Consider the following 13820-nt stretch of genomic DNA (forward strand, 5'->3'; position numbering starts at 1 on the left):
CCAACTTTTTTGGATTCCCGTAAAAAAATTGCCGCTTTCAGATTATGTTTCGTCACACTCAAAACGTTTCTCTAGACCCACACAAATCATCAATGATACCATCATAAACGTGCTAGAATTGAAGATTGCAGGAGGATATCATGTGGATCAACTTAAATACGATAATCTAAAGCTGGGGGAGCGCGGAGCTATCATCAGCATTATCGCCTACATATGTTTGACCGTATTAAAACTGATTGTTGGCAATATGGCCGGATCAGAAGCGCTCAAGGCGGATGGATTAAACAATGCCACCGATATTGTGGCCTCAATAGCTGTACTGATCGGTTTGAAGCTTGCCCAACGCCCAGCCGACACAGATCATACATATGGTCACTGGAGAGCAGAGACCGTTGCGTCACTTGTTGCTTCTTTCATTATGATGGCAGTAGGTTTACAAGTACTGTTTCAAGCCATTGGTTCTGTGTTTCAGGGTAAACATGAATCTCCGGATATCATCGCTGGGTACACAGGCATTTTCTGCGCAGTTATCATGTATCTGGTCTATCGCTATAACAAGAGACTTGCTACTCGTATTAAAAGTCAGGCAGTCATGGCTGCAGCTCGAGATAATATCTCCGATGCCTGGGTGAGCACCGGTACGGTCATTGGGATCGTGGGTTCCCAGTTCGGCCTCCCATGGCTGGACCCTGTAACGGCTGTCATCGTAGGTTTTCTGATCTGCAAGACCGCTTGGGACATTTTCAAGGAAGCCACACATCATCTCACGGACGGTTTTGATGTTGAACTGATTCAGGAATACAAAAAAACGATTGCCGGAATTGACAGCGTAGAGACGGTTAAAGACGTGAGAGCTCGGAACTATGGCAATAACGTTGTAGTAGACGTTGTCATAACAGTTGATGCAGAGCTGGATCTTCAACAAGCACACGATATCTGTACAGATGTGGAGAATGAGTTGATGGAGGAGCATGACGTATACACCGTTCACGTTCATGTGGAACCTGATATGTTGGAAGAGTGCATTTAAACTCAGGATTATAAAAGAGAGACTCGGCAAAGCAAAAAAACCAGTGAGCTTTACTCATTCACTGGTTTTTTACTGCTTTCAATTGTTCATTTTTAAAAGAATACGCGCGTTATTCATCCCATACATGACTATCTCTGCAAATTGTAGGTAATCAGATTGTTATATTTATCCGCATGTTTCTGTTCGTCCAGGATGATTCCCCACACCGTATCCTTATAAATGCCATAAGGGAGACCAAACCATATTTTTCTATACTTTTCCACGGCGGCCAATTCACCATGAAACGCCTTTTGCAATCCGGCAAGATAAGAGGTGACCGTCTCAACTGGCTCACTACTTACGCCCGAAATCTCCTGACCAGTCAGATCCTTGTACATTTGGCGGAACATTTGATTATGTCCGCGTTCATCATTACGGATGCTCGTGATGATGTCAGCCTGATTGGCATCGGGTGACAACTGAATCAGTGAATCATAGAACATCTCATCATTTTTTTCTCCTTGAACAGCCGTTTTGATTAATTCAAGTGCTTCGGTTGATGATGTTGCCCATACCGGAGTAAAAGTGTACCTGTAACCATAAGGATATGCCACATACATTACGAATCCCTCCAAGACAAATATGAGTTAAGATATGCACGTATGCCCATCAGCGTTAACCCATATCATCTGTCCTGCCTTATTAGTGGAAAGCTTCAGTAAAACTTCACTTGGTATACCTCAATATTTTACTGTAACCATAAGCAAGAACAAATGGCAGGAGGTATGACAAAAAGGTCCAAAGAATGTTCCATCCATTAAAATAAATGACATGTCCCATCATTTTGGCAACCCATTCGATTAATGTCAGCGACAATGATGCAACAAGAATCGCCAACCATGGCTTGGCACCTTTGACGATAATGGCATACATCATCAAGCAGCCGGCAATCGGATAGATTCCAAGATCCATTGGGAGAGCAGCCAAGGATTGATTATGAGTATTCGGAAGAATATTCCAGAAGTAATTGAACCCGATATTGTTGATGCATGCTGATACAGCCACACCAAGTGGATAATATAGAATAAGGATTTTAAAGTTCCGACGCAGAATCCATACACCCAATATAATGGGAATGACCATACCGAGCAGAATGTTCCCTAACATGCTTTTCTCCTCCAAAGCTTGTTATTTCTATAGCTCACAATTAATAAACTGCATCACTCCGTTGTTTTCTCCTCCAGAAGACGATCGACCTTATCTGTGAGTGCATCCAATTTTTTGTCATAATGCTTGTACGTATAGAACCCAATGACTGCTTTGACTGCAAAAAAGAGCACCGCAGCAATGACAATGAGAATATAATTGTGGGCAAGCTGCCTTAACCAATCGTTAATTGCATTTATCGGATTTCTCTCCCTTCAATGCAAGTGGTTTTGTATAAGGTAACCAACTCCATGGGATATAATGCATATTAGCAAATTCGGAACAGGCGTACGCCATACTCGAAGTGAATGGACAAGTTTCGGTCATGAAAAAAGCCAAGTATAGAACGGCTACGGTTAAGGATGTTCATAAAAAGGTAGAGTGGCATATCAATAAGGATTTTATGAAAAAAATCCCTTCTCTTCGGATGAAAGAAGAGAAGGGATGATCCTAAACTATTGAATTATTGGTGCTTGCTGAGAATATCAAATATGATCTTGGCATTATCTGTGTTGTCGATCAAACCGGCGAAGCGATGACTTGCCGGACCGTAGGCATAGACCGGAACATCTTCACCTGTATGTCCACCTGTTGTCCAGCCGGTAAATGAACGGTTATCAATAATCGCTTCAATGGCATTATCAATTTTTGTTACATCCGCACTTTTGGCTGCTTCGTTCACCGATTGAATCTCTTCAGGTTTCAACTCCAGTTTGAGATAACTTTTCAGTGTTTCTTCAACCGAAGCACCTTTTGCAATTTGTGCTGCCATGAAGTCAGGTGTGCGCAGTGCAGCTTTGATTGGGTCTACGAAGAAGTTGTATTCTCCGTCTTTTCCAAGCGTAAGTCCGCCCGTGGAGTGGTCGGCAGTAGCTACGACAAGTGTTTCACCGTCTTTTTTGGCAAAATCAATAGCTGCCTGAAATGCTGCTGCGAAATCATCCATTTCACTCATCGCGCCAACGATATCATTATCATGTCCTGCCCAGTCGATCTGGCTGCCTTCGACCATTAGAAAGAATCCTTTGTCGTTGGAGCTGAGACGATCAATCGCTGTATTGGTCATCTCAGCCAATGATGGAGTTGCAGCACTACGATCAATCAACTTGTCCATACCTCCGTCCGCAAACAGTCCAAGAACTTGTTGATTCTTATCAGCAAGGAGAGAGGAACGATCCGTCACATAGCTGAAACCGGCCTTCTGGAACTCCTTCGTCAGGTCACGACCCTCGCGTACAAAATTGGATTTCCCTCCACCAAGAAGTACATCCACCTTATGCTTGCCATTAATCAACTCATCATAATAATCGTCCGCAATTGCATCCATATTTTTTCGACTGATATCATGGGCACCAAATGCAGCTGGTGTGGCATGAGTGATCTCCGATGTAGCCACGAGTCCGGTGGCTTTGCCGTTTTCTTTGGCCTGCTCAAGTACGGTTTTGACTTCCTTCTGCTCAGGGTCAACCGCAATGGCCGCATTGTATGTTTTCACACCCGCCGACATAGCCGTTGCTGCGGAAGCGGAATCCGTCACATTTTGTTTATCATCATCCGGATAGGTCATTTGTGCCCCAACAAGATAAGGGTCAAATACGGTTTTGTCCATGCCCTTCGTTGAAGGATCATCTTTCATATAACGGTAGGCGGAAGTATAAGAGTTCCCCATGCCATCCCCAATGAGGAAGATGATGTTCTTGATTTGTTTTTTCTCCACACTTACAGCTTGAACCGCACTCGCTTGTCCGGCAGACAACAGAGTAGAAGCCGAAACAGCCAGAGTCAGCGCTACCGCTGGTAATACTCTTTTGGATAATTTCACAATGATTCCTCCTCGTAATATCTCTAAAACAAAAAATGAATGCATGAGTCTATATTCATTTGTTCATCATTAAGAAGATTAGCATTAATTTGTAAATGAAAACCAAGAATTTTGTATACCTGAGGTAAAATAAAGGCGATATTTTAATATTCTTTGCATGAGGATTAAGTCAAACATCCCAATCAAAGTAAAATGATCCCGGCGAAAGATTCACATGATCTGTGCCATACCAAATCACAAAAAATATACTCATTCCGCTGGTTTTGAAGTATGATACAACATATGTAGAACGCTTTCATTTTTATATTTACTGTTAGTATAAAATCAATTTCACTTTCAGGAGGCTCTTTACCATTGACCAAAACAACTCCAACTTATGATGGGTATCTCTTTGTACATTTTATTGGCGAACAACCAGACGGAGAGCAGGTTTATTTCTCCTATAGCGAGGATGGTCTTCACTGGAAGGATCTTAATGGCGGATCTCCTGTGCTGTTTTCCGACCTTGGAGAAAAGGGGGTACGGGACCCGTTTCTGGTTCGTTCAGTCAAGGAAAATAAATTTTATCTGATTGCTACGGATCTCCGCATCGCAAGCGGCAAAGGGTGGACTCATGCCGTTAATGCCGGGAGCCGTGACGTAATCATATGGGAATCCAGCAATCTCGTGAACTGGTCATCCCCATGGAACGTTACACTAGGTGTTGAGGGCGCTGGATGTGTCTGGGCACCGGAAGCTGTGTATGATGAAATGGCAGATGAGTTTCTTGTATTCTGGGCTTCTGCGACGCAGGAACCTCAGGAGCAAGAACGAAAACAAAAAATATACAGCGCTCGCACAAAAGACTTTCGTACGTTCTCCGCATCGGAAAAATACATTGAGCGGGATAATCATATTATTGATACAACGATTCTTCCAGCGGATGGCTCTTATTATCGATACTCCAAGGATGAAACAACCAAAAACATACGGGTAGAAAAAGGAGACTCTCTCGACAAAGGGGCGTTTGTTACACTTCAAGCTCCGGTACTGGAGGCTGTGGCAGGTGTGGAGGGACCTCAAATCTTTAAATTCAATGACCGGGAGGAATGGTGCCTGATTGTTGATCGATTTGCTGAAGGAAAGGGTTATCTTCCTCTGCTGACTACAGATCTAAGAAGTGGAGAATTCCGAATCGTCCCTGATGGTGATTTTGATATGGGAACGAATCAAAAGCGTCATGGAAGTGTCCTGCCAATCACAGCTGAGGAGTGCAGCCGGCTTCTCACGGCTTTCGGGGATGGTCATCAGGTGCTTCCCGGACAATATGCCGATCCTGATGTCGCACAGTTTGGGGATCGTTACTATATGTATCCCACAACAGATGGCTTCGAGGGGTGGTCGGGGACACAGTTCAAAGTGTTTTCTTCTTCAGACCTGAAGCATTGGCAAGATGAAGGTGTTATCCTTGATCTGGGAACAGAGGATGTAGCTTGGGCAACCGGTAATGCCTGGGCACCGGCAATCGCCAACCGTAACGAAAAGTTCTTTTTTTATTTCTGTGGCAAAATGCTGAACGGCGAGAGTGCCATTGGCGTTGCTGTAGCAGATACACCGATTGGTCCATTCCTGGCCGAGTCACAGCCTTTAATCACAATGGAGCAGTTGAAACGTCTGGGCATCACCATGGGTCAGGCCATTGATCCCTCCATCTATGTCGAAGAGGATGGAAGAACGTATCTGCTATTTGGCAATGGACATGCTGCCATTGTGGAGCTTGGTGAAGACATGATAAGTGTCGTAGAGGACACAATGAGCAATCTGGCGGGCTTGCATGATTTTCGTGAGGCTGTAGCCGTGTTGAAGCAGGGTGGACTTTACCACTTTACGTGGTCCTGTGATGACACAGGCAGTGAAGACTATCATGTGAATTACGGTACGGCAGAGCAGCTATATGGTCCAATCACCTATCGATACCCAATCCTGAGCAAAAATGTGGAGAAGGGCATGCTGGGCACAGGTCATCACTGTATATTTAATGATTCCGAAACGGGTCAATACCAGATTTCCTATCATCGTTTTGTCACGCCACTATCCAGATTTTCCTCTGGAAAGGGTTATCACTGCGAAATATGTATGGACCCGCTTCTTTTTGGTAAGGACGGACTGATTCAGCCTGTTATACTCTAATATAAGACGTTCAGTTAAATCATTATTTTATGAAGATCTGATACAACATGAATGCCTGCCAAATGTCGCTTTTAGCGGTTTTGGCAGGCATTTTTATCATCCACCTGGAACAAGCCAAAGCCTTAGGGTTGAGCGGGTATGGAACTTATTAAACGCATTAACTTCAGAATACATTTGACAGGAGAATCAATAAATCGTATTATTACGATATAACGATATAACGATTTAGGAGGAATACCTTTTGAACACTCCCGCTTTTGACAGCAATAATATTAAACAGTTCGATGAACCTGCTAACCTGCTGAAAGCTTTATCTCACCCCATTCGTTTATGCATTGTGCGGGGACTGATGATGAAAAAAAAATGTAATGTTTCTTATATGCAGGAATGTCTGGATCTTCCCCAATCAACAGTCTCTCAACACCTCCAGAAGCTTCGTAGTGCAGGTATTGTTGCGACGGAGCGGAATGGTCTTGAAGTAAACTATGTGCTTGCCGATCAACGGGTTGAACAGATTATTAAAACTTTATTTGAAAAGGATGATTGTGAATCATGAGCAAAAAAGTACTGATTGTTGGCGGTGTAGCTGGAGGTGCATCTGCAGCTGCACGTCTTCGCCGTCTGGATGAACATGCCGAGATTATTATCTTTGAGAAAGGGCCTTATATCTCATTTGCCAATTGTGGCTTACCTTATTATATAGGTGGATCAATCGAAGTTCGAGAGCGTCTGCTAGTGCAAACGCCAAAAGGGATGGCAGATCGCTTTCGTATCGATGTTCGTACAGGAAGTGAGGTTGTAGCTATCGATTCGCAGAAGCGAGTGGTTAAGATACAGTCTCAGGAGCGCGGTGCATATGAAGAAAGTTATGACGAGTTGATATTGTCACCAGGTGCAAAACCGCTCATTCCTGATCTTCCGGGCAAGGACAATCCACTAATTTATACCGTACGAAGTATTCCAGATATTGATCGGATCAAAGAACAGGTAAGTTCTTCTAACAACCAGTCTTCGATTGTCATAGGCGGTGGATTTATTGGCGTGGAAATGGCTGAGAATTTAAAGGAAGCTGGTCTGGATGTAACGCTGATTGAGGGGAACGCACAAGTACTCACACCATATGATACCGAGTTAGCAGCCGCATTGGCACAAGAAATGGAGAATCATGGTGTGAACCTGCTGTTTTCCAAACGTGTCCAGGGATTTCATTCCCTGGAGCAAGGCATAGGGGTTGAACTTGCGGATGGTCATGTGTTGACAGCTGACATGGTTATTCTTGCGATAGGCGTAACGCCAGACACCTATTTTTTGAAAGATAGCGGCGTTTCGCTGGGTGCACGTGGACATATTATCGTAAATGAAGCTTTAGAAAGCAGCGTGCCACATATCTATGCTGTTGGGGATGCGATCGAAGTAACGGAAACTATTCATGGTACGAAGGCAACAATACCACTTGCCGGACCTGCCAACAAACAAGGCCGTATTGTTGCCGACCGTATCGCAGGGCTTCCTTCTACCTATAAAGGAACACAAGGTACGTCCATTATCAAAGTATTTGGAATGACCGCAGCCACGACAGGCAGTAATGAAAAAACACTGCAACGTCTCGGCGTGGAATATCAAACCGTTATCGTACATCCTGCTTCTCATGCATCGTATTATCCGGGTTCAAGTGCGATTACTCTTAAACTGCTGTTTACTCCGGAAGGTAAAATTTTGGGCGCACAAGCAGTCGGTTATGATGGAGTGGATAAACGAATAGATGACATTGCTGTAGCCATTCATTTTGGAGGACATGTCCGGGATTTGACAGAGCTTGAACTGAGTTACGCGCCACCTTATTCTTCTGCCAAAGATCCCGTGAATATGGCTGGATATGCAGCAGAGAATATGATCACCGGACGTGTTCAGACGTTCACCTATAATCAACTGGCTGATCGTCAGCCGGGGCAGTCGATACTTCTGGATGTTCGCAGTGAAATCGAGCATCAAAATGGTCATATTCCGGATTCACTCTCTATTCCAGTTGATGAGCTTCGTCAACGTTTAGATGAATTAGACCCTTCCAAAGAAATCTGGCTATACTGTCAAGTCGGCTTACGTGGTTATACAGCTTCGCAAATTTTGCGTCAGCATGGTTTTAGCGTAAAAAACCTGAGTGGTGGTTATAAAACATACCGACAAGCCCAATTTAAGCCTGCTCCATTTACTGCTACAACACAAGAGCAGCAAGATCCTGTGATAGACGCGAACGAAAAGGAGTCTATTCCTACTGACTCAGCACAGCCGCAACGTATTGATCATGAGTTGAACGTATGCGGATTAAGTTGTCCTGGTCCCCTGATTCAGGTTAAGCAGAAAATGGATCAACTCTCAAACGGAGAAACCCTTCGTGTGAAAGCTTCCGATCCAGGCTTCTATGAAGATGTCAAAGCATGGGCCACGATGTCGGGTTCCACAATCTTGCAGTTGGAAAGGCTGAAAGGCGGTACGATTGAGTCTGTCATTGCTAAAAATACAGCACAACCCGTATCCGAATCCCCCATCAGCGATCCAGCCAGCACGATGGTTGTGTTCAGTGGCGATCTGGATAAAGCGATCGCTTCACTCATTATTGCAAATGGGGCCGCAGCCAGTGGACGGAAAGTAACCCTATTTTTCACGTTTTGGGGATTGAGCATTATTCGCAAGCAGCAGCCGCAGAAGTTATCCAAAACCATGATCGGCCGTATGTTTGATATGATGTTACCTCACGGGAGCCAGAAGCTTGGCATGTCCAAAATGAATATGCTCGGAGCAGGCCCGAAGATGATCCGTGGTTTGATGAAAAAACATCATGTGCCTTCATTGGAAGAATTGATTGAGAGCGCAATTGCACAAGGAGTAGAGATCGTTGCCTGCCAAATGTCTATGGATTTAATGGGAATTCAGCGTGAAGAATTAATAGACCAAGTTAAAATTGGTGGTGTAGGTTACTATCTTGGACAAGCATCACAAGCCAATCATAATCTGTTTATTTAAAAAATTATCACAAACTCCAAAAAGCGTTGATTCGAATTCGAACCGACGCTTTTTGGCTTTTTGGACTTAATCATCAAGTAGTAAACATTGACTTCATTATTTCGATATTATAATATAAGCATACACTTATATGTAGTCGAAGGAGGAAGTGCTATGGATTCTATGCAAGAGGTAGCGGATAAGCTTAAATTGCTGGGTGATAAAACACGCCTTACGATCCTTACACTCCTCAAAGAACGTGAATGGTGCGTGTGTGAATTTGTAGAGATTTTAGACATGTCACAACCTGGAATTAGTCAACATTTGCGCAAGCTGAAGGATCAAGGCTTGGTTAAAGAAAATAAACGTGGTCAGTGGGTATACTACTCTTTAAATGTAGAGAATACACCCTATATTACATCTGTCCTGGATTTGATGCCGGATACAGCAACTATTCTTAAATCGTTAAATAAGGAAAACTTTACTTCAGAGTGTAATTAATTTTTGATCATTATATAAGTATATCATTATATACAAATATAAATAAAGCTGAACTGAAAGGGGGTGCATGGTTTTGTTTTCTACGCTGTTAGCCTGCATCATCTTTTTGATTACACTTGTACTCGTTATTTGGCAGCCTAAAAACCTGTCCATTGGTTGGTCTGCTTGTGGAGGAGCAATCCTTGCTTTACTTGTGGGTGTGGTCAATTTGGAAGATGTATGGGATGTGACACAAATCGTATGGAATGCCACGCTTGCTTTTGTTGCAATCATTCTGATCTCATTAATTCTGGATCGTATCGGCTTTTTTGAATGGGCTGCTTTACATATGGCCAAAGCCGCTCATGGCAATGGTGTACGAATGTTTGTTTATGTCTCCATCCTGGGAGCGGTGGTTTCTGCTTTCTTTGCCAACGATGGAGGCGCACTGATTCTGACACCGATTGTTCTAGCCATGGTACGTGCACTGAATTTCGATGAGAAAAAAGTATTCCCATTCATTATCGCCAGCGGATTTATTGCGGATACAACTTCCTTGCCGCTGGTTGTAAGTAACCTGGTCAACATAGTGTCTGCCGATTTCTTTGGTATTACGTTTATGGAGTACGCAGGAAGGATGTTTATTCCAAATCTGTTCTCGCTGGCGGCGAGTATCGGTGTACTGTATCTCTTTTTCCGCAAGAGTATTCCCAAACATTTTGATGCCAGTGAATTGAAGCCTCCGGTATCTGCCATTAAGGATATGAAAATGTTCCGGTTGTCGTGGGTGGTGTTAGGGGTTCTGCTTATTGGATACTTTACCAGTGAATTTATCGGCATTCCCGTATCTTTTGTAGCAGGTGTTGTTGCGATATTCTTCCTGATCATGGCTTCCCGGAGTTCTGCTGTACCAACTACATTGGTTGTCAAAGAAGCGCCGTGGGCCATCGTATTTTTCTCCATCGGCATGTATGTCGTGGTTTATGGTCTACGTAACGTGGGTTTAACGGATCTTCTAGCCGTGGTCATTCAGGCTGTGGCGGATCAGGGATTGTTTGCTGCAACGATGGGTATGGGCTTTATTGCGGCAATCATTTCATCCCTGATGAACAATATGCCTACCGTGTTGATTGATGCGCTTGCCATTGATGCAACCACAGCTACAGGGACTGTTCGGGAGGCGCTTATCTATGCCAATATTATTGGATCAGACCTGGGTCCCAAGATTACCCCGATTGGTTCACTCGCGACCCTGCTTTGGCTTCATGTGCTGAGCACCAAAGGTGTCAAAATCTCATGGGGCACTTACTTCAAGACAGGTATCATAATCACCATTCCGACTCTGCTTATTACGCTAGTGGGTCTGTATCTGTGGTTAAGCATTCTATAAAAGCAATCTATAATTCAAGTAACGAGGAGACGATGAACATGAGTAAAAAAACACTGTACTTCCTGTGCACAGGCAACTCTTGCCGGAGCCAAATGGCCGAAGGCTGGGCCAAGAAATATCTAAGTGAGGACTGGAACATCTATAGTGCAGGAATCGAGGCACACGGTCTGAATCCAAAAGCCGTGGAAGCCATGAACGAAGTTGATCTGGATATTTCGACTCAAACTTCGGACATCATTGATTCAGAGTTGTTGAACAATGCTGATTTCGTAGTCACGTTGTGTGGGGATGCCGCAGATAAATGTCCCATGACGCCTCCACATGTGAAGCGGGAACACTGGGGATTTGATGATCCTGCCAAAGCGCAAGGTACAGATGAAGAGAAATGGGCCGTATTCCAAAGGGTTCGTGACCAGATCGGGGAGCGTATTAAAACATTTGCTGAAACCGGAAAATAATACAAACCTGCCTGAGCAGGATAATTGAATGCGTACCGAGAGATGCCACAATCAGTGGCATTTTTTTGTTCAAAAAAAATGAACGTTTCATTCAGAAACGGTTCTTTGACTTGCCCATAACAGCAACATAGAGTGAGGACAAGGACGGTGGTTGATTTTATATAAAAATGAGAAGCGTATACACCCTTGACTTTCCCCTGTACGGGAAACTATATACTCGTATTATGTTAAAAGATTGGAGATGATATATTGTTCAAAATCAGTGCGTTTTCCAGGCTAAGCAGGGTCTCATTAAAAACACTGCGTTATTATGACCAGATTGGCATACTTAAGCCGAGAAAGGTAGATCACGATACGGGTTACCGTTACTATTCCGCAGATCAGCTTCTCGAGCTTAACCGAATCTTCATTTATAAAGAATTGGGGTTCACGTTGCCACAAATCACACAGCTGTTACAGGAACATATCACATTGGAGAATATTCAAGGCATGTTTAAGCTAAAAAGAAGCGAAATTCAGCAGATTATCGATACGGAACAAACCAAACTCGTCCGAATTGAGGAACGCATGCAGCTTCTAGAGGAAGAGGGGCACATTGAAACCGGGCAAGAAATCCGAATCAAAGAGGAAGGTGCTCGGCAGTTTCTTTTTCAGACAGGGTGCGGGAGGGAAGAGAAGATCCCGAGTTTATTTCATCAGTTTGATCAGTCATTAACAAAAGAAATGCGCCAACTGATCCCTGGACCACAGGTTGTTTTGTGGAAAGAAATCGCAGGACAAGAGGAAGCGTTCGAGTTTGAAATAGGTTATTTCTTAACCTGTGAGCTGCGATCAGCTCCCTACCCATTTCAACTGCGGACTCTTCCTGCTGAGCCCATGATGGCCACCATAGCTTATCGTTCCAATGCCACCTTTGCCTGTAAAGCCTGTGTTCATCTAGCTACATGGATTGAGAATAATAACTATCAGATCAAGGAGAACGGAGCTGGTAGGGAATTATATTTACCCTTATCTCAAGAACAAGATGTACAGTTTATAGAAATACAAATTCCAATACTAAATAGATAACTAGAGAAGACGGAGTGGATTAAAGTGAAAAATAAATGGATTATATATATCTTGGCATTGGCTGTTTTTCTGATCGGAACCCTTGAATACATTATTACAGGAGTCATTGAAATGATCGCCTCAGACTTGAGCGTATCTACTTCTGAAGTGGGTTTACTGGTGACTGTATTTGCTCTGGCAGCGGCCATTATCGCTCCGATTCTCATTGCAATTACAATAAATATGGATCGCAAGAAGTTACTGTTGGCCGCCCTCAGCGTGTTTATTGCCAGCAACGGACTTATGCTTGTTGACCTTTCTTATGAAACTTTACTATGGGTGCGAATTATTCAAGGGGCTAGCGGAGGAGTGGCTACCGTAGTAGCGATGGCCGTATCGACACGACTAGTTGAAAAAGAAAAAAGGGGCAATGCTATCGGCATCATTTTGATGGGGCTCAGCAGTTCGCTTGTACTCGGTGTCCCATTGGGCACATTTTTTAGTGAAATGTTTGGATGGAGAGTTCTATTTGTAATCATTGGATTATTAAGTGTTCTTCCATTACTTATTATCTACAAAAAGGTTCCGGCAATCAAAGAGGAAGAAAAGATCACCCTCAGAATGCAGGTCTCCATTTTAAAAAATCCACTCATTCTGACTGCCTTGCTTATTACATTATTGTATATCGGCGGCTATTCGACACTGTTCACGTATATTACGCCTTTCTTGCAAGCTACGTCTTCTCTTTCCATGACCGAGATAAGCGGTGTTCTGTTTCTCGCGGGAATTTGCAGCTTTGTCGGATCAAAAGTGGGCGGACAATTGGCAGATGCAAAGGGATCAAAGTTTACAATTTGTCTAGGCCTTCTGTTACAAGGGGTAACTCTTCTTTTGTTCGCTCTAGCTGGAGTTAATCTTATCATGTTAATCTTGGTTTTAATGATTTTTATGTTAGCAACGTGGAGCATATCTCCGGCCCAGCAACTATATCTGGTTACACTGGCACCTCGTAATCCCGACATTGCCCTTAGCGTAAATACGTCGTTTATCCAATTTGGTTTTGCATTGGGATCTGGATTAGGTGGGATTGTGATCAGTCGTTCATCTGTCATGTATTTGAATTGGTTGGGGTTTGGAGCTGTAAGCGTAGCTTTATTTCTTGTCCTAATTCTATTCAAAAGGATGAGAAGTAGGACTGAAAACTCTATGGTTACTGGTGAATAGGTAGGTGGACTGGTT

12 protein-coding genes are annotated in these 13820 nt (G+C 43.6%); 9 read left to right on the top strand and 3 right to left on the bottom strand.

What is annotated here, in order from left to right:
- Positions 1-142: 142 nt before the first annotated feature.
- Entirely contained in the window at positions 143-1030 is an 888-nt protein-coding gene (locus MKZ13_RS15990) for a cation diffusion facilitator family transporter (RefSeq protein WP_221821269.1), read from the top strand.
- Between the two features lie 128 nt (positions 1031-1158).
- On the opposite strand, the gene MKZ13_RS15995 is transcribed toward MKZ13_RS15990, so the two are convergent.
- The 3 genes from MKZ13_RS15995 to MKZ13_RS16005 form a co-directional block, all read right to left on the bottom strand.
- The gene (locus MKZ13_RS15995; RefSeq protein ID WP_339176721.1) at positions 1159-1629 is read right to left on the bottom strand and encodes a ferritin-like domain-containing protein; all 471 of its coding nucleotides are present in this window, start codon (positions 1627-1629) and stop codon (positions 1159-1161) included.
- A 106-nt stretch (positions 1630-1735) separates the two neighbouring features.
- Positions 1736-2176 (bottom strand): hypothetical protein, encoded by a 441-nt coding sequence (locus MKZ13_RS16000; protein WP_339176722.1) that lies wholly within the window; start codon positions 2174-2176, stop codon positions 1736-1738.
- A 502-nt stretch (positions 2177-2678) separates the two neighbouring features.
- Positions 2679-4040, bottom strand: a complete 1362-nt coding sequence (locus MKZ13_RS16005; protein WP_339185404.1) for an alkaline phosphatase — start codon at positions 4038-4040, stop codon at positions 2679-2681.
- Positions 4041-4391: 351 nt separating this feature from the next.
- Here MKZ13_RS16005 and MKZ13_RS16010 point away from each other — a divergent pair, with 351 nt between their 5' ends.
- The 8 genes from MKZ13_RS16010 (at position 4392) to MKZ13_RS16045 (ending at position 13805) form a co-directional block, all read left to right on the top strand.
- Entirely contained in the window at positions 4392-6206 is a 1815-nt protein-coding gene (locus MKZ13_RS16010) for a family 43 glycosylhydrolase (RefSeq protein WP_339176723.1), read from the top strand.
- Between the two features lie 241 nt (positions 6207-6447).
- Positions 6448-6762, top strand: coding sequence for a metalloregulator ArsR/SmtB family transcription factor (locus MKZ13_RS16015; protein WP_036615511.1), 315 nt, complete (start codon positions 6448-6450; stop codon positions 6760-6762).
- Complete coding sequence (locus tag MKZ13_RS16020) at positions 6759-9227, top strand: FAD-dependent oxidoreductase (RefSeq protein ID WP_339176724.1); 2469 nt, start codon at positions 6759-6761, stop codon at positions 9225-9227. Before MKZ13_RS16015 ends, MKZ13_RS16020 begins: the two co-directional genes overlap by 4 nt.
- Before the next feature lie 153 nt (positions 9228-9380).
- Complete coding sequence (locus MKZ13_RS16025; protein WP_221821278.1) at positions 9381-9707, top strand: metalloregulator ArsR/SmtB family transcription factor; 327 nt, start codon at positions 9381-9383, stop codon at positions 9705-9707.
- A 67-nt stretch (positions 9708-9774) separates the two neighbouring features.
- Positions 9775-11076, top strand: a complete 1302-nt coding sequence (locus tag MKZ13_RS16030; RefSeq protein WP_339176725.1) for an arsenic transporter — start codon at positions 9775-9777, stop codon at positions 11074-11076.
- 38 nt (positions 11077-11114) lie between these two features.
- Entirely contained in the window at positions 11115-11534 is a 420-nt protein-coding gene (gene arsC, locus MKZ13_RS16035; RefSeq protein ID WP_047843093.1) for an arsenate reductase (thioredoxin), read from the top strand.
- A gap of 249 nt (positions 11535-11783) precedes the next feature.
- Positions 11784-12602: a helix-turn-helix domain-containing protein gene (locus tag MKZ13_RS16040; protein ID WP_339176726.1), complete on the top strand. Its 819-nt coding sequence runs from the start codon at positions 11784-11786 to the stop codon at positions 12600-12602.
- 24 nt (positions 12603-12626) lie between these two features.
- Positions 12627-13805, top strand: coding sequence for an MFS transporter (locus MKZ13_RS16045; RefSeq protein ID WP_339176727.1), 1179 nt, complete (start codon positions 12627-12629; stop codon positions 13803-13805).
- Positions 13806-13820: the final 15 nt, after the last annotated feature.

It is taken from the genome of Paenibacillus sp. FSL R5-0701, from assembly GCF_037973995.1.
In the GTDB taxonomy this organism is placed as follows: domain Bacteria; phylum Bacillota; class Bacilli; order Paenibacillales; family Paenibacillaceae; genus Paenibacillus.